This is a genomic window from Butyricicoccus porcorum, assembly GCF_002157465.1.
Taxonomy (GTDB): Bacteria; Bacillota; Clostridia; order Oscillospirales; family Butyricicoccaceae; genus Butyricicoccus_A; species Butyricicoccus_A porcorum.
This window is the reverse complement of sequence record NZ_NHOC01000001.1, coordinates 103,942-121,367: the sequence shown is the minus strand read 5'-3', so window position 1 is coordinate 121,367 and position 17,426 is coordinate 103,942. Positions and strand designations below refer to the sequence as shown.

At 49.2% G+C, this 17,426-nt stretch carries 15 protein-coding genes, 1 tRNA gene and 3 pseudogenes; 15 read left to right on the top strand and 4 right to left on the bottom strand.

All coding sequences use genetic code 11. From position 1 onward, the window contains the following. Positions 1–22 precede the first annotated feature (22 nt). A complete protein-coding gene (gene ftsH / locus CBW42_RS00650) occupies positions 23–2,065 on the top strand; it encodes an ATP-dependent zinc metalloprotease FtsH (protein WP_087016983.1) in 2,043 nt (680 codons plus the stop codon). Positions 2,066–2,154: 89 nt separating this feature from the next. Here the strand turns inward: ftsH and CBW42_RS00645 are convergent, their stop codons facing one another. Then, on the bottom strand, positions 2,155–3,165 hold the full coding sequence (locus CBW42_RS00645) for a diacylglycerol/lipid kinase family protein (RefSeq protein ID WP_087016732.1): 1,011 nt from the start codon (positions 3,163–3,165) through the stop codon (positions 2,155–2,157). 438 nt (positions 3,166–3,603) lie between these two features. Here CBW42_RS00645 and CBW42_RS00640 point away from each other — a divergent pair. The 12 genes and pseudogenes from CBW42_RS00640 to CBW42_RS00585 all read left to right on the top strand — a co-directional run. After that, a tRNA-Arg gene (locus CBW42_RS00640) sits at positions 3,604–3,680 on the top strand. An 825-nt stretch (positions 3,681–4,505) separates the two neighbouring features. Beyond that, the gene (locus tag CBW42_RS15300; protein WP_407922944.1) at positions 4,506–5,087 is read left to right on the top strand and encodes a replication initiator protein A; all 582 of its coding nucleotides are present in this window, start codon (positions 4,506–4,508) and stop codon (positions 5,085–5,087) included. Then, on the top strand, positions 5,075–5,407 hold the full coding sequence (locus CBW42_RS15295) for a DUF6017 domain-containing protein (RefSeq protein WP_407922943.1): 333 nt from the start codon (positions 5,075–5,077) through the stop codon (positions 5,405–5,407). Before CBW42_RS15300 ends, CBW42_RS15295 begins: the two co-directional genes overlap by 13 nt. 41 nt (positions 5,408–5,448) lie before the next feature. Next, entirely contained in the window at positions 5,449–6,276 is an 828-nt protein-coding gene (locus CBW42_RS00620) for a ParA family protein (protein ID WP_087016727.1), read from the top strand. Next, on the top strand, positions 6,233–7,135 hold the full coding sequence (locus tag CBW42_RS00615) for a ParB/RepB/Spo0J family partition protein (RefSeq protein WP_087016725.1): 903 nt from the start codon (positions 6,233–6,235) through the stop codon (positions 7,133–7,135). The genes CBW42_RS00620 and CBW42_RS00615 overlap by 44 nt, the downstream gene beginning before the upstream one ends. 11 nt (positions 7,136–7,146) lie before the next feature. Beyond that, positions 7,147–7,662: a hypothetical protein gene (locus tag CBW42_RS00610; protein ID WP_087016723.1), complete on the top strand. Its 516-nt coding sequence runs from the start codon at positions 7,147–7,149 to the stop codon at positions 7,660–7,662. Between the two features lie 54 nt (positions 7,663–7,716). After that, positions 7,717–7,851, top strand: a pseudogene (locus tag CBW42_RS15290) (DpnD/PcfM family protein); the annotation flags it as partial. A 63-nt stretch (positions 7,852–7,914) separates the two neighbouring features. After that, a complete protein-coding gene (locus tag CBW42_RS00605) occupies positions 7,915–9,495 on the top strand; it encodes a VirB4-like conjugal transfer ATPase, CD1110 family (protein ID WP_407922945.1) in 1,581 nt (526 codons plus the stop codon). Then, complete coding sequence (locus tag CBW42_RS00600) at positions 9,492–10,448, top strand: DNA-methyltransferase (RefSeq protein WP_055271303.1); 957 nt, start codon at positions 9,492–9,494, stop codon at positions 10,446–10,448. The genes CBW42_RS00605 and CBW42_RS00600 overlap by 4 nt, the downstream gene beginning before the upstream one ends. A gap of 38 nt (positions 10,449–10,486) precedes the next feature. Beyond that, positions 10,487–12,415, top strand: coding sequence for a C40 family peptidase (locus CBW42_RS00595; protein ID WP_430750807.1), 1,929 nt, complete (start codon positions 10,487–10,489; stop codon positions 12,413–12,415). A 13-nt stretch (positions 12,416–12,428) separates the two neighbouring features. Further along, the gene (locus tag CBW42_RS00590) at positions 12,429–13,151 is read left to right on the top strand and encodes a phosphoadenosine phosphosulfate reductase domain-containing protein (protein WP_002604475.1); all 723 of its coding nucleotides are present in this window, start codon (positions 12,429–12,431) and stop codon (positions 13,149–13,151) included. Positions 13,152–13,221: 70 nt separating this feature from the next. Further along, positions 13,222–13,890, top strand: a pseudogene (locus CBW42_RS00585) (YodL domain-containing protein); the annotation flags it as partial. Here the strand turns inward: CBW42_RS00585 and CBW42_RS00580 are convergent. From CBW42_RS00580 to CBW42_RS00570, 3 genes and pseudogenes are all read right to left on the bottom strand, one after another. Further along, positions 13,887–14,591, bottom strand: a pseudogene (locus CBW42_RS00580) (relaxase/mobilization nuclease domain-containing protein); the annotation flags it as partial. The pseudogenes CBW42_RS00585 and CBW42_RS00580 overlap by 4 nt on opposite strands. After that, entirely contained in the window at positions 14,552–14,881 is a 330-nt protein-coding gene (locus CBW42_RS00575; protein ID WP_002584958.1) for a plasmid mobilization protein, read from the bottom strand. The pseudogene CBW42_RS00580 and the gene CBW42_RS00575, both read right to left, overlap by 40 nt. 201 nt (positions 14,882–15,082) lie before the next feature. After that, entirely contained in the window at positions 15,083–15,439 is a 357-nt protein-coding gene (locus tag CBW42_RS00570) for a helix-turn-helix transcriptional regulator (protein ID WP_002584957.1), read from the bottom strand. Positions 15,440–15,795: 356 nt separating this feature from the next. Here CBW42_RS00570 and CBW42_RS00565 point away from each other — a divergent pair, with 356 nt between their 5' ends. Both CBW42_RS00565 and rlmN read left to right on the top strand, forming a co-directional pair. Further along, a complete protein-coding gene (locus CBW42_RS00565) occupies positions 15,796–15,981 on the top strand; it encodes a cysteine-rich KTR domain-containing protein (RefSeq protein WP_003431289.1) in 186 nt (61 codons plus the stop codon). A 16-nt stretch (positions 15,982–15,997) separates the two neighbouring features. Further along, positions 15,998–16,981, top strand: a complete 984-nt coding sequence (gene rlmN, locus CBW42_RS00560; RefSeq protein ID WP_087016719.1) for a 23S rRNA (adenine(2503)-C(2))-methyltransferase RlmN — start codon at positions 15,998–16,000, stop codon at positions 16,979–16,981. The last annotated feature ends 445 nt before the right edge of the window (positions 16,982–17,426 follow it).

Genomic DNA, 17,426 nt, shown 5'->3' with positions numbered 1-17,426 from the left:
TTTGAATCAAAACACCAACAAAATGAAGGGTCTGGGGTTCTATGCCATCATCCTTGTCCTTCTCGTCATTACAGTTTCCGTGCTGTTGCAGCAGGATACGACGCCGGCGGTGACTTATGCGCAGGTGATTGAATCGTTTGAAGACGAACAGGTCACGAGCTTCGTCATTGACGGCAGCACGCTCAAGGCGACACTCAAGGACGATACGACACTGGAATACCGTCTGCCCAGCGTTGAGCTGTTCTTCAATGACCTCGGTGACACCATCCGCCAGCAGAAGGCGGACGGCATCCTCAAGGACTACGACTGGAAGACACAGGAAATCCCATGGTGGGCGAGCATCGTGCCGTATATTATCCTGTTCGCCATCTTCGGCCTGTTCTGGTATTTTATGTTCAGCAAACAGGATGGTGGCGGACGCGGCGCCATGCAGTTCGGCAAGGCGCGCGCCAAGCTCGCAACCGATGACAAGCGCCATGTGACGTTCCAGGATGTCGCGGGTGCGGATGAGGAAAAGACGGAGTTGGAGGAAATTGTCGAATTCCTCAAGAACCCGCAGAAATTTACCACCATCGGCGCGCGCATCCCAAAGGGTGTGCTGCTTGTCGGCCCTCCGGGTACCGGCAAGACGCTGCTCGCACGTGCGGTTGCAGGTGAGGCAGGTGTACCGTTTCTGTCGATTTCCGGCTCAGATTTCGTCGAGCTGTATGTCGGTGTCGGTGCATCGCGTGTCCGCGACCTGTTTGAACAGGCAAAGAAAAATTCCCCGGCGATTGTCTTTATCGATGAGATTGATGCCGTTGGCCGACACAGAGGCGCGGGTCTCGGCGGCGGACATGATGAGCGCGAGCAGACGCTCAATCAGCTGCTCGTCGAGATGGACGGCTTCGGCGCAAATGAAGGCGTTATTGTCATCGCTGCGACCAACCGTCAGGATATTCTTGACCCGGCACTGCTGCGTCCGGGACGCTTTGACCGTCAGGTCTATGTGGGCGCACCGGATATGAAGGGTCGCGAGGACATCCTCAAGGTACACGCGCGCGGCAAACAGTTCGATCCGGATGTCCGGTTTGACTCGATTGCAAAATCCACCGCAGGCTTCACCGGCGCTGATCTGGAAAACCTGCTGAACGAAGCTGCTCTGCTGGCGGCACGCCGCAACAAGCGCCTCATCAGCATGGAGGATATCGAGGATTCGTTCCTCAAGGTCATCATGGGCACCGAGAAGAAGAGCCGTGTCATGAGCGAAAAGGAGAAGCGCCTGACTGCCTATCATGAGGCAGGTCATGCAGTTGTCACACGCCTGCTTCCGACACAGGATCCGGTGCATCAGATTTCCATCGTGCCGCGCGGACGCGCGGGCGGCTTTACCATGAGCCTGCCGCAGGAGGATAAGTTCTATGCCTCCAAGAACGAAATGCTGGAACAGATCGTGACGCTGCTCGGCGGCCGTGTCGCGGAAAAGCTGACGATGGATGACATTTCCACCGGCGCCTCCAACGACATCGAGCGCGCAACCCAGATGGCACGCAGTATGGTTACCAAGTATGGTATGAGTGACCGCATTGGCCCGATCAATTATGGCGCAGGTCAGGAAGAGGTGTTCCTCGGTCGTGACTTTGCCACCTCCAAAAACTTCTCCGAGGAAATCGCTTCGGAAATTGATGCGGAAATCCGCCGCATCATCACGGAAGCATATGAGAAGTGCGAAGAAATGCTGAAGAGCCATATGGAGCAGCTGACCAGGGTTGCTGAGTATCTGATCCGCAATGAGACCATGGACGGCGAGGCATTCGAGAAGCTGTTCAACGGCGAGGATGTACCGGATCATCAGCGCGGCGAGCAGATGTTCCATCTCGAGCGCGGCGCAGCACATACGGCGGCAGACGACAAAAAGTCTGAAAAATCGGAGGATGACGCGGCGACACAGGTCTTTGAGACAAAGGATGCCGCAGACGATGCCGACCAGACGCAGAAGCTGCTGGATGACGCAGTTACGCAGGTGTTCGGCGCGAATGCTGCGGAACAGCCAGAGGATTCCGACAGCGAAAAGCCGGAGGAATAATCCACCACAGAAACAGAAAATGACGTTCTCGACCGACGCAGCTGCGCCGGGAGAACGTCATTTTTTTATGCGGTTGTCAGGGAGCGGCATCAGGCCTTTGGGGATTGCGTATCCTCCTGCACCTCCGGCCGTGCATCCGGTTCGGCTTCGGGGAGTGTCTGCTGGGCGGGGATGTTCTTTTCATTCGGCAGAGAAGCCAGATTGAATGTGACAGCACCCGGCATGATATCCGCCTGAGAATAGCAGAAGCTGCCGCCCGCTTCGCCGTCCAGCGTCCATGGCAACGGTATTTCCGAAATAACCGTGACCGATTTGGCACGGCGGAAATAAATATACGGGGACTCTTCTACCTTCTGGAACATCAGGCTGGAAATAATGGCATTGAGTTCGATGACATTGGACGGCATGCGGACAACAAGCACCTCAAACAGACCGTCATCCAGCTGGACACCTGTGCGGCTGATATCCATGATGCCTGCAATTGAGGTGGAATTGGAAATTTGTCCATAGATATAATCGCCCTCGACTTCCTCGCCGTCACAGGTGATTTTCAGGTGATAGCTCTGGATTGAGGCAAGCGATTTGACACCTTCCAGAATATAGGCGGCATGGCCGAGTGCATTTTTGAGCGGCTGTGGTGTCTCGTAGGATACTTCGGTAAACAGGCCGAATGCCGCGACATACGTGAAGTATTTGCCGTTAAACCGCCCGATGTCACAGCGGAAAGCATCGCCGTTGCAGAATTGTTCGGCGGACTGCGCCATTTCACCGCTGATACCGAGTGTATTGGCAAAATCGTTGGTGGTTCCGGCGGGGATATAGCCAAGGCGCGGACGGTCTTCCGGATCGCAGAACATCAGGCCGGTGACCGCTTCGTTCAGTGTGCCGTCGCCGCCGACACAGACCAGTGCGTCATACTGCGGCGCAAATTCCGCGACATACCGGCAGGCATCACCCTTCGCCTGTGTGGGGAAGACCGTGACCTGGTAACCGTGGGTAAAGAAATAATCGATGAGCATAAAAACATTATCCCGTGCGCGATTTTTGCCCGCAGTCGGGTTGATGACCAGCATCAGGCTCTGCTTGCGTCCGCTGAGCATGACGACGCCTCCTTAACAGCAAAAAATGTAACCTTACTTATAATAATGCTTTTTTTCGCACATTGCAATGATATATTTGTAACAGAAATGTAACGAAATAAAGCGTGCTCTTTGAGCAGAAGGGCGGGACAGGCGGCGTATATCGATGCTTGCAATTCCCTGCGCAATCGGGTATACTATATTTGTTGTCTGCGGCGCAAAAATCCGCAGGCAAAACCTGTCTCTGTAGCTCAGTTGGATAGAGCGACCGCCTCCTAAGAGAACGAGGAGCGGACACCTTTTGGGGAGGACCCCACCTTAAAACTTCATATACGTCTCCGTAGCTCAGCAGGATAGAGCATCCGCCTCCTAAGGTTACGTTACAACGGCCACCGGAGAAAAATTGAATATGGGATTGCAGTTCGACTTTCGTCGGGCTATAATCATAGATGGCCATACGTCGCTATAGCTCAGTTGGATAGAGCGACCGCCTCCTAAGCGGTAGGCCGGAGGTTCAAATCCTCTTAGCGACGCCAGCAAACAACGCCGAAAGCCTTTGTTTTCAAGGACTTTCGGCTTTTTTTAACAAATTCCTGTGTGATTGCGGAGACGAAATAATGTTTTCAAATTTTACTTCAAATTCCGATTTTTGACAAGCCCTAAAAAATCGAACTGCTGTGATAAGACAAAAATTTCTGCTAATCATTAGCAGAAAAAGGGCCGATTTTGCTAATGAAAATGCCCTTCCAGCTAATTAGGCGAAAAATCGTGCTAAAAACCTTGCTAATACAAAAGGCGGATGTTCCGAGTGCTAAGCCGTTATAAGAAATAAAATTGAATACTACCATGTACATAGAGCGTCTATTTGCCCCTGTATCGGGGATGGATAGACGCTCTTTTTTTATGCCCAAATTCATGGGTAAATCTGAAAGATTGGAGGTTTGATTTTTGAGTAAGATCGTCTACTCCCCAGACAAGCCAAACGACTGCCGTTACTGCCATTTCTGGAAAAACAATAAAAAGGGCTGCTGTCTGGGCGAAGAAAATTGTTACTACTTAATCTCCGTACCCCCAAAGCCGAAGTCGGAATGTGAAGGTTGTCCTTATGGGCGGGATCATCCCTGCATCGGCTGGTGTACCAGGAAGATTATGAAGGAAGTGGGGGTGCGTTGATATGTATGAGTATAAACGCAATCGCCGTAGTAAGCCAAAATGCTGCAAAGACTGCGAGTATTATCAACCCCGATGGAAGTACCGCTTCTGCTTTTTTGTCCGATGTCCGTACAAGCTGAAGAATACGACTTTCCGCAGAACCCCTCTGAAAAAAGAATATTTCCCGCAGAAAGAGGTGGTGAGGATGAGTGACGTATGATTATTTCTATGGTCAGCAAGCGGAGATGTTCACATTCTACCGTGTTCCAAAGGTGTTGTTCACCGAAGATTGCTTTTGGAATGTATCAACCGATGCCAAGCTGCTTTACGGTATTCTGCTTGACCGCATGAACCTTTCAGCCAGGAACGGTTGGCTGGACGAGGAAGGTCGTGTCTATATCATCTTCACCATTGAAGAAATCAAAGGTGCGTTAGGCTGTGCCGAAAAGAAAGCGGTGAAGCTGCTGGATGAGCTGGAAAAGAAATGCGGTTTGATAGAACGCAAGCGACAGGGACTGGGGAAACCGAACCTGATCTATGTAAAGAACTTCATTTCCGGTTCTGTGGAAAGACAATTCTTGAATTGTCAAAAGGACAATTCTGGAGTTGTCAAAAACACAATTCAGGAACTGTCAAAAGCACAAGGTAATAATACTGATACTAAATATATTGATTTGAGTGATACTGATCCTTTCTTTCCTTCCGGTTTTTGTGGAAAGGAAGCCGATGGGACTGACGAATTTACCCGATATTATCAGTATTTTTATGAACAGCTTCCATGGACTATCTGAAACAGGATTATCCGTATGACCATGAGATACTCGATCTGATACTGCATCTGATTGTTGAGGTCATGTGCAGTAACCGCAAGCAAATCCGGATTGCCAGTGATGATAAGCCAATTGAAATTGTCAAAAGCAGTTTTATGAAGCTGGATTCTGAACATATCAGATTTGTATTGAGTTCTTTCAAAGAGAACACAACCGATGTTCGCAATATCAAGCAGTATCTACTTGCTTCGATATACAACGCCCCCTACACCATAAGCGCCCACTATGACGCAAAGGTCAGGCATGATATGGCCTCGGGGAAACTTGGAGGGAGGTGGTAATCAATGCAGTATACACAGAATAGAAAGCGAGGTGAAGATATTTGTCGAAAAAAGCAACCGTCATTGCCGTAGTCAACCAGAAAGGCGGCACAGGCAAGACCACAACCACGGAAAATTTGGGTGTGGGACTGGCAATGGAGGGCAAAAAGGTTTTGTTGGTAGACACAGATCCACAGGCTTCTTTAACAGTCAGTCTGGGAAATCCGTACCCGGATACCTTATCTCCCACCCTTTCCGACATGATGGGAAAGATTATGATGGAAAAGCCGATTGTCCCCGGCGAAGGCATTCTTCATCACCCGGAAGGTGTGGACTTGATGCCTGCCAATATTGAACTGTCAGGCTTAGAGGTTTCCCTGGTCAATGCCATGAGCCGGGAGACCATTCTCCGTCAGTACCTGGATACGGTCAAGCAGAATTATGACTACATTCTTCTGGACTGTATGCCCTCTTTGGGTATGCTGACAGTCAATGCGTTGGCAGCTGCCGACAATGTGCTGATCCCTGTTCAGGCGGCATATCTTCCTGCAAAGGGCTTGGAACAGCTGCTGGAAACCATCAACAAGGTCAGACGACAAATCAACCCAAAATTGAAAATCGAGGGTATTCTTCTGACGATGGTGGACAGCAGAACCAATTATTCCAAGGACATCAGCAATCTGATCCGGGAAAGTTATGGAGGAAAGCTGAAAGTCTACAAGACAGACATTCCACGTTCTGTTCGTGCAGAGGAAATCAGTGCCGAAGGAGCCAGTATCTTTAAGCACGATCCCAAAGGCAAAGTCGCTGATGCCTACCGGGTTCTGACAAAGGAGGTGTTAAAAAATGCAGAAAAAAGGCGCAAACATCAGCTTGAAGGGGTACGATGATATTTTCTCTACCGACCAGTCACGAGCTGAAGCCCAGCAGGAACGAGTGCAGGAAATCCCGCTTTCCGATTTACACCCCTTTGAAGGACATCCCTTCCGGGTGGTAGATGATGAGGAAATGTTGAAAACAGCTGAGAGTGTTCGAGAATTTGGGGTTCTTACACCTGCTATTGTTCGTCCTGACCCTGATGGTGGTTATGAGATCATTTCCGGTCACAGGAGACATCGTGCATCTGAGCTTGCCGGGAAAGAAACCATGCCTGCTATTGTCCGTGATATGGACGATGATGCAGCCATCATCTTGATGGTTGATTCCAACTTGCAGAGAGAAACCCTTTTACCGAGTGAACGTGCATTTGCCTACCGAATGAAATTAGATGCAATAAAGCATCAAGGGCAAACTTGTGGACAAGTTGGCCACAAGTCAAGAGATGCACTGTCTGATTCGGATAGCGGCAGACAGATTCAGCGGTATATCCGTCTGACAGAGCTTATTCCTGAAATTCTGGATATGGTGGATAACGGTCAGATTAAATTCAATCCTGCCGTGGAGCTTTCCTATCTCGCAAGAGAAGAACAGCAGGATTTTCTTTCTGCTATGGACTTTGCCCAGGCTGCGCCTTCTCTTTCACAGGCACAGAGAATCAAAAAACTGGCACAGGAGGGCGAGTGTACGCTGGACGCTATGTGCGAGATTATGAATGAGGTCAAAAAGGGCGAGCTGGACAGGGTGACATTCAAAACGGACTCCTTGCGGAAATACTTTCCGAAGTCCTATACCAGCAAGCAGATGGAGGATAAAATCATTCAGCTGCTGGAACAGTGGCAGAAGAAACGAGAGAAATCTATGGAAAGGTAAGGTGAATCCCGATGTTTAACGAAAGAGAAATGAGCAAAGCAATCGACTGGCTGTTTGAGCTGTTTTCTCCCGAAGATTATGAGGGGTATGATGAAGATGAGATCGGCTATGCCGGTGGTTTGTGTCTGCCGGAGGTTTGCACCGCATTGAGAGGTGCGGCACAGACGGTATATCAGTATTCCGTAGCCGGTGGCTATGAGAAATGCTTCAATTACCGTGGCATGGAACTGTTTGACCAGCGTGCCTGCCTCATTATTTCCGATGTGGAACAGGCGGTTTTAGATGAAATCAAAACCACCTATGAAACCGAACTGTGGCTTATGGAAGATATGAATTTTGCCATTGTCCGCTGTGTGTCAATGCTGATCGGGTCTGATGATACCGGCTATGTGACGGAGTACCGGGCTTTCAAAAAGATTTTGAAAAGTGCGGAGGATTTGTTCTTTTCCCCGGAGGAACTGATCGAGGAACTGGAATCTATGTGTGTCCCCCAGTGGGAACATGAAGCGACTATTTATGAACTGTAACAGGTTCATGGATAGCCGCTTTTCTTATATCTGAGGAAATGGAGGTATCGAAGTTTGAAGGAATACGATGTAAAGATCACCGAGACACTGGAAAAGACGGTAACGGTGGAAGCCAAGTCCCGTGCTGATGCAGAAGAACAGGTCAGATCAGCCTACTACAATTCCGAGTACATTCTGGACTCCGAGAACTTTACCGGCGTCGAGTTTGGCACTACGGAGGAACGTGAAATTCAGCAGGAACAGGCTGAGACAATGACGGTTCTTCTGGTAAAGCCCCACATGTATCCCCAGCAGGTTCAGATCGGCTGCGATTTGGAGGATTTGCAGAAAGCTGTCGGTGGCGACATTGAAGCTGTTTACCCTTTTAATGAGCCTGTCGCATTGGTGATGCACGATGAGGGAAAAATCATGGGGAAAGACCTGAATCGTGCGCTGCGGGACGGAGACGGCGAGATCTACGACATCATCGCCGGTGACTTTCTGGTTGTCGGTTTGGGCGAGGAGGATTTTTCTTCCCTTTCCCCGGAGCTGATGAAGCAGTTTGAGGAACACTTCCATCAGCCTGAAACCTTCGTCCGCATGGGGCGCAGTATCATGGCTTTGCCGTTGCCCGATGATATGTCCTCTATCCCGTTGGGGGAAAACCTAATCCATATCCAGCGGGGCTTGACGACTTCCAGCACCGCTATTTTTGTCCCCTTTACGGTACAAGAGTTGTTCCAAAGCGGCGAAGCGTTGTATTACGGCTTAAACGCCCTTTCCAACAACATGATTTTGTGCGACCGAAAACGGCTGAAAAACCCTAACGGCTTGATACTCGGCACACCGGGAAGCGGCAAGAGTTTTTCGGCTAAACGCGAGATCACCAACGCTTTTCTCATTACCGCAGACGATATTATCATTTGCGATCCCGAAGCCGAATATTACCCCCTTGTGGAACGGCTGAAAGGACAGGTTATCAAGGTTTCGCAGAACAGTACGCAGTACATTAACCCGATGGATATTAACCTCAATTACAGCGAGGGCGACACGCCCATAGCGTTAAAGAGCGACTTTATCCTTTCCTTTTGCGAGTTAATCATGGGAGGTAAAAACGGGCTGGAAGCCGTTGAAAAGACCTTGATTGACCGCGCTGTTATCAGCGTGTACCGCAGCTACCTTGCAGACCCGAAGCCGGAAAATATGCCGGTTTTGGGCGACCTCTACAACGAGATTAGGAAGCAGCCGGAAAAGGAAGCGCAGCGTATCGCGTCGGCGTTGGAACTGTATGTAAACGGCAGCTTGAACCTGTTTAACCACCGCACAAACGTTGACATTCACAACCGCCTTGTCTGCTTTGACATTAAGGAACTCGGCACCCAGCTTAAAAAAGTCGGTATGCTCATTATCCAAGACCAGGTGTGGAACCGCGTAACGCTCAACCGCAGCGAGGGCAAGGCGACGCGGTACTACATCGACGAGTTTCATTTGCTGCTCAAAGAGGAACAGACCGCCGCCTATTCCGTTGAGATTTGGAAGCGTTTTCGGAAATGGGGCGGTATTCCGACAGGCATTACGCAGAACGTCAAAGACCTTTTGACGAGCAGAGAAGTTTCAAACGTTTTTGAAAACAGCGATTTTGTGTATATGCTCAACCAAGCGCAGGGCGACCGGGAAATCCTTGCAAAGCAGCTTAACATTTCACAGCAGCAAATGACCTATGTAACCCATTCCGACGCGGGCGAGGGGCTTATCTTCTACGGCAACGTGATTTTGCCCTTTATTGACCGTTTCCCGCAGGACACAGAACTCTATCGCGTGATGACGACCAAGCCCGGCGAGGTGTCGGCATGAGGATAGAAACGGATAAAATCTATTGCGGCGACAGCTTGCAGGTGCTTCAAACCTTGCCGGAAAACTGTATTGACTGTTGCGTAACGTCCCCGCCCTACTACGGCTTGCGGGACTACGGCGCAGACGGGCAGATCGGGCGGGAAGCAACGCCGGAGGAATACGTTTCCCGCATTACGGCGGTTTTCCATGAGGTAAAGCGGGTGCTTACGCCGGAGGGCACTTGTTGGCTGAATATCGCGGACACTTATTGCGGCACAGGCAGCAAAGCCGGCCACCAAGACCCCAAATATCCCAAAGGCAGGAACGGGCAGCAAGTGGCGGTCAACCACCGCGCCCCCGGCTGCAAGCCCAAAGATTTAATCGGTATCCCGTGGCTTGTAGCCCTTGCCTTGCGGGGCGACGGTTGGTATTTGCGCAGTTCTATCATCTGGTACAAAACAAACCCCATGCCGGAAAGCTGCAAAGACCGTCCGACCCGCTGCTATGAGTATGTATTTTTGCTCACCAAGTCGAAGAAATATTACTACGATTGGCAAGCAGTAGCCGAGCCGATAGCCCCCGCAACGGCGGAGCGGCTGAAAAGCGGCGTTGGCAAAGGTAACAAATATGCCGTTACTGTTCCGGGGCAGAACCAGCCTCAGAAAATCAACCGCCCCCGCGAAAAGGGCGCATACGCCGACGAGTTGATTTCCCCCGTCCGCAGCCGCCGCAACGTTTGGCAGATCAACAACGTTGCCTATCGCGGCGGGCATTTCGCGGCATACCCGCCCAAACTTGCGGAAACGTGCATTTTGGCGGGCTGTCCCGTGGGCGGGATTGTCCTTGACCCCTTTTTAGGCAGCGGCACCACCGCAGCGGCGGCAAAGCACCTTTCGCGCCGCTATATCGGCATTGAGTTAAACCCCGAATACTGCACCCTTGCAAAACAGCGGATTGGAGGTGATGAAGATTGAGCAAGGAATTAAAAGCCCCCGACAAGGTAACGCAGAAAATGACCCGCGACGGTGCGGTTGCGGAAAACCTCACGACGGGCGAAACAACGAGTATCAGCGAAAGGCCGCAGGAGGAAAACTATGCAGCTCCCGCAACGGCGGCAGCGGAAAAGGCTTTTCAGCATATCGGCGCAGAGGTTGAACGGCAAGCGGCAAAGGGCGCGGAGAAAAAAGCTCTTGACGCGGCGCAGCTAAAAACCCATACTTCCCGCTTGCAGTTTTCCGAAGCGGAACGGGCAACGCCGGAATTGCAGAAAGCTATCCGTAAATCCGAGAAAGCGGCAGACCGTTTAGACGCAGCGCGGGCGGCTATCCCCAAGCAGACCAAAATCAAGAAAGAGCGCGTTTTTGACGAAGCGAAAGGCAAGGCAAAAACGCGCCTTTCCTTTGAAAAGACGGATAAGCCCCCAAACGGCAAGTTGCGGCATAACCCCTTATCCCGTCCGGCGCAAGAGTTAAACAATACCGTACACGGGAAAATCTACGAGGTAGAGAAAGAAAACGTCGGTGTGGAAAGCGGACACCGGGTAGAACTCGCGGGCGAGAAAGCGGGCGGTATGGCGGCGCGGTCAGCAAAGCGCAGCATACGCAGCCATAAGCTGAAACCCTACCGGGCAGCGGCGGTAGCGGAGAAAAAAGCGGTAAAGGCAAACGCCGATTTCCTCTATCAAAAGGCGTTGCACGATAATCCCGCCCTTGCGCACTCAAATCCCGTTTCCCGGTTTTGGCAGAAGCAGCGCATTAAAAAGCAGTATGCAAAGACGCTGAAAGCGGGCAGCAAAGTGAAAAAGACCGCCGAAGCCACCGCAAAGGCAGCGAAGAAAACCGCGCAGGAAACCAAACGGGCGACGTTCTTTGTCGTCCGGCATTGGAAAGGCTGCTTGATTGTGGGCGGAATTGCCTTTATCGTGCTGCTGCTTTTCGGCGGGCTGTCCTCTTGCTCCCTCTTTGGCGGCAACAGCGGCAGCGGCTTGATTGCGTCGTCCTATCTCTCCGAGGACGCGGATATAACGGGCGCGGAAAGCGCGTATGCCGCTATGGAAGCCGAGTTACAAGATATGCTGGACAATATCGAAAGCGAATACCCCGGCTATGACGAATACCGGGTAAACGCGGACGAGATCGAGCATGACCCCTATGTGCTAATTTCTATCCTTTCCGCGTGGCATGAGGGCGTGTTTACACTCGATGAAGTGCAAAGCACCCTTGAAATGCTCTTTGAGAAACAGTATATCTTGACGGTCGAGGAAGAAGTACAGGTACGCTACCGCACCGAAACAAGGACGGACAGCGAGGGCAACCCCTATACGGTTGAAGTCCCCTATAACTATTACATTCTTCATGTGGATTTGGAAAACTTCAACCTCTCCCATGTCCCCGTTTACATCATGGGCGAAGAACAGCTATCCATGTACGCTATGTATATGTCGTCGCTGGGAAACAGACCCGACCTTTTCCCGCAATCCGGCTATGTGTCTAAATACTATGAAAACCCGCCCGCCGATTATGAAGTACCCGCCGCGCTGCTGGGTTCCGATGAAAAGTTTGCGCGGCTCATGGAGGAAGCAGATAAATACGTCGGTTTTCCCTATGTGTGGGGCGGCAGCACCCCGGAAACCTCTTTTGATTGCAGCGGCTTTGTGAGTTATGTGTTGACGAACAGCGGCCTATACAATACGGGCAGACTTGGGGCGCAAGGGCTTTACAACATCTCAACCCCTGTTTCTAACCCGCAGCCGGGGGATTTGGTGTTCTTTACGGGTACATACGACACCCCCGGCGTTTCCCATGTGGGGATTTATGTGGGCGAGGACGGGGACGGAAGCCCCGTCATGCTGCATTGTGGCGACCCTATCCAGTATTCAAAGCTGGACACCAGCTATTGGCAATCCCACTTTTACGCCTACGGGCGGTTAAATTACAATTAAAAGGAGTTGAAAAATGAATATTGTATCTTTTGGCGGCGGCACGAATAGTGCCGCCTTACTTATTGGCCTATACAAGCACAAAATCCCGATTGACCTTATCACCTTTGCCGATACGGGCGCGGAACACCCGCATACCTATCAATTTATCGAGATAATCAATCAATGGCTTGCGGAACACGGTATGCCGCAGATTACCGTTGTGCAGTATGTTGACCGCTACGGCAACCGCCTATCTCTTGAAACCGAGTGCTTGCGCTCTCATACGCTCCCGTCGATTGCCTACGGGCATAAGCGTTGTTCGCAGAAACACAAAATCGCACCGCAGGAAAAGTTTTGCAACCACTATGCGCCTTGCCGCGAAGTATGGCAGCGCGGCGAGAAAGTCAACCGCTATATCGGCTATGACGCGGGAGAAGTGAAACGGTATGAACATTCCCGCAAGTACAACGAAGCCGACAAAAAATATCATAACCGCTACCCCCTCATTGAAGAATGGGGCTGGAACAGGGACGATTGTATCCGGGAAATCAAAGCGGCAGGATTGCCGCAGCCGGGTAAATCGTCCTGTTTCTTTTGTCCGAGCATGAAGAAACAAGAGATTTTATATCTCAAAGAACACTATCCCGATCTATTTAACCGGGCGGCGACTTTGGAAGAAAACGCTATGCCCTATCTTAAAACCGTTAAGGGATTGGGGCGCAGCTATTCATGGAAAGAACAGTTTGGAAAGGAGTAAATGACTATGGCGAACACGAAACTTGACCGTATCGAAAGGGATATTGAGAAAACGAGGGCAAAAATCCTTGAATGGGTATTTCAGTTTGACCGACAAGCGTATTGCAATCAAAGAGGGCGTGAGTGAATTACAGGCGGTAAAGACCGCCATTCACGAAATCGCCCATGCGAAGCTGCACGACGTAGACTTAAACGCCCCGCCGGAGCAGCAAAACCGCGTTGACCGCCATACCTGCGAGGTAGAAGCGGAAAGCGTCGCTTATACGGTTTGCCAGCATTTCGGCCTTGATACTTCCGATTACTCTTTCGGCTATGTGGCTGGTTGGAGCAGCGGCAAGGAAATGACCGAGTTAAAAGCGTCCCTTGAAACAATACAGACCACCGCAAAGGAACTCATTACCGAGATTGAGGGGCATTTTACCGAGTTGCAGCAGCAGCGGCAAGCCGAGCAGGAGCAGGGCGATACCTTTTCCATTTATCAGTTAAAGCGCGGGGACGAAACAAGGGACTTGCGCTTTGAGCCTTATGACCGTCTGCAAGCGGCTGGACTTACCATTGACCGGGTAAATTATGAACTCGTCTATACTGCACCGCTTACAAAGGATATGACGCTGGGCGACATTTGGGAAAGGTTTAATATCGACCACCCCGCCGACTTTAAGGGGCATAGCCTTTCCGTTTCCGACATTGTTGTGCTTCATCAGAACGACGAGGACACCGCCCACTATGTAGACAGTATCGCTTCTTCCGTATAGGCCGCGCCGAGCGTCTTTGTGCGGGTAAACCGTTCCTGTCCGGCAGCGCGAAAGGAAATGTATTTGCCCTGTTTGATTTCATACCCCATTTCCTGCAAGCGGCGCAGCAGTTCGTCAAAATCTTTCACTTGGGGAATGAGAGTATCTATCGCCGTTTTCAGCTTTGCTTTGTAGCTTGTCCCTTGCTTTTCGGCGGTGTATTCTGCATAGCTTTTTCCCTTGTCCTGTCCCGGTACGACGACGGATAGCCCATGCTCTTTACATATCCTGTCGCTGGTGCGCCGGATAGCGTGATAGCTTTGCTTGTTGGAATGGTACTTTTTGTAGTCAACAAAGCTAACCGCATTGAAAATCAGGTGATTATGCAAATGTTCTTTATCAACGTGAGTTGTCAAAACAAACTCATACTTGCCGCCTAATACCGCCCCGGCAAGTTCCATGCCGATTTTGTGCGCTTCTTCCGGTGTGGTTTCTCCCACCGCAAAGGATTGTATCAAGTGCCGCCCTAAATGTGTGCCGCGATCTCCGGCAGCTTCCCGCGTCCATGCAAACTCAATATCGGCGGTTTCCAGCCCGCAGCCGAAAGAGGACGCAAGCAGCTTCCCGTCTGTCTTTTCGGGATTTAAGATATAGTCTATCGCAGCCTTTAAGGTTGATTTAATAGGGTGCGTCTTTGTAACCGCCATATCTCGTCCACCGCCTTTTTAATGTCCTCTATATCCTGCCTGTAAACCGTCCCCGTCGCATTGGCGCGTTTTGCAATTTGGTTGATGTTCCGGCTCACCGCTTGCAGTTCCCGGATATATGCTTTTGTGTCGCTTCGGTCAACGACAAGAATATACCCGTCTATCGCCATTTTACGGAAGTATGCCCCATACTGCTTTATGGGAAGCTGCTTCATCTTCTCGTCGATCAGCCGCTTTTCTTCTTCCGTAACGTAAAACTTCATCTGTATATTTCTCTTTCGGTTTTCCATTTCCGCACCGCCTTTCGGTATAAGGGTTTGGGATTATCCCAACAAGCATTTTCCGCAAACGGGTACTCGTTTGCTGTGCTTGCTATCTACTCCATACCCCCACCGAAAGGCGGTATTTGTTGCGCGTTCCTTTGATTTTGGACGCAAAAAAAGATTGCAGCCGCCATGCGCTGCAATCTCCCGATTTCTCATATTGTGAGGTTAATCCTCTGCTTTTTCGACTTCCGTTATCTCCCTTGCTGTTGCGGTTACAATCCGTATGCCTTTATCGCTCATACCGTCCAGCAGCGCGTCAAGCTGCCGCCGCCCGGTGGATTTCTCCGCATTGCTGTTCGGGAAGAAAAATTGATCTACCGAAATATGATACCGGGTTACAAGGTCATAGAATACCTGTAAACTCGGCTGTTGTCCCTTGTTCTCGATATTCGCAAGGTAGCGCGGGGAAATATATAACTCGTCGCTTACCTTTTTGCGGCTCTCGCCGTATTCATTTCTCGCGGCTTTTATAGCTGCCCCGAAAGCCTTAAAGTCGTACAATGGTACGGGTCTTTTTGCCATTTTCATTCACCCTGTTACATTTTACAGTTCACCTTTCTTTTTGGATATGTCCACACAATTCATATCATTAGGTTAAATACTTCCTGTTGTGTATTGACAGTAGACTGATTTTCTGATAAAATAAAATTTATGTAAAAGGAGGCGGCGTTTATGTTGCATAGCATGCGTATTAGATAAGCATTGAAAAAAAGGATTTTCCCATTTTCAACATGGGCTTTTTTGTCATGCTTATTTTGCGGATGCTATACAAAAAACTAACGACGTATAGATATAGTATAGACATAGTGCAAGCTATGCCTTAGTTTTGTTGTACTGCTCTGTGCATTTTTTTGTGTAAAAAGGACGAGTGAAATATAATGCTTAAAAAATATTGGATAAAATGTCCGATTTGTAACGGAAAGACGAGAGTTCAAGTATTTCATAATACTGTATTAAAAGATTTTCCTCTTTTCTGCCCTAAATGCAAATTGACGCATATCATTGATGTAGAAAAATTAGAGATTGTAATCAAAAATACAGAAAAACAAACTTTTATTATTTAGAAGAAAGGATATAAAAATGAAACGTTTACCTAAATATACGCCTGCGGAAGTACGGAATGATCCATACGGATTTACTTACAAAGAAATGTCGGAAGTTATTGGCGAGAATGAAGCAAAAGCCTTATATGAAGAATTATATAAGCAATTACCACGCAAAAAAAATCTATCAATGTTGGTAAAAAATATTTGCAAAAGCAGTGATACTGAAAAGTATGTTTACGAACTGAAAGACAACAAATACATTGAAACGGTTTTTATCAAGCGGCGAGATGGTGGAACTGTTTGCGTGAGCACACAAGTCGGTTGTCCTGTTGGTTGTATTTTTTGTGAGTCCGGGCGAAATGGCTTTGTTCGTAATCTAACATCGTCAGAAATCGTACAACAGATTATATTGTTGCGTCGAAAAGTAAACCGTATCGTTTTTATGGGTATGGGAGAGCCTTTATTCAATTATGACAACTTGATAAAAGCAATCCATATTCTCCGAGATAGATATGGGCTCAACTTTCCAACCGACGGCATTACCATATCAACAGTTGGTCCGGTCGATCAATTAAAAAAATTGCGCGAGGAACATCTTAAAATTCAGTTGACAATATCTTTACACGCAGCAACACAATCTGCAAGAAATCGTATTATTCCTCACATGCGCATATATGCTATTGAAGATGTTGTTAAGCAAGCCTTATCCTATTCTGAAAGGCATAATCGCAAAATTGTCTTTGCGTATTTGCTTTTACCGGGTATAAATGACCGGCCCTCAGATGTAAGACAACTTGCAAAATGGTTTCGGGGCAAAAAAGTTATGATTAACTTGTTACAATACAACCCAACAAGCAATTCAAGAATTAAAGCACCACAGAAACGGGAAATAGTTGCATTCAAACATCAATTAGAGCAAGCAGGACTTGAAGTTACTATGAGAGTTTCTCATGGCAGAGAGATTAACGCGGCTTGTGGACAGTTAGCTAACACATATAATAAATTCAAAAAAAAATGATTAAAAGTGCCAGACGCATAGACGCAGAGCCGATAACGCATTAGGTCAAAAAACCTATGTGTTATCGGCTTTTTTATTTAATATTGCGCAAAAGCCGCTGTTCCCTATTATAGAATGGATTGCGGGTAGTGTATTAAAGTCGCCCTTTTTTAAGGATACGGCGGTATCGGGGAGGTATCGCCGTGTCCATTTTTATTTACTGTAACCCGCCTAATGCTTTGCGGTCAAAAAAAGCTATGCTCCGCAAGCGGGATATTCCGGCTATGAATGTGAACTGTCAATACATTTAGCTACTGCTTACATTTCCTTTGCGCCCGTCCGCGTCTTGCGGACGGGCGCATTTTGCTTTTTTCAACTTTTTTCTGAAAAGCGCACTCAAGAGCCATCTCCCGAACGGGTACGGAGCTAAAGGGGCAGAGAGGACAAGCCCTTAACTCCCGTCCTC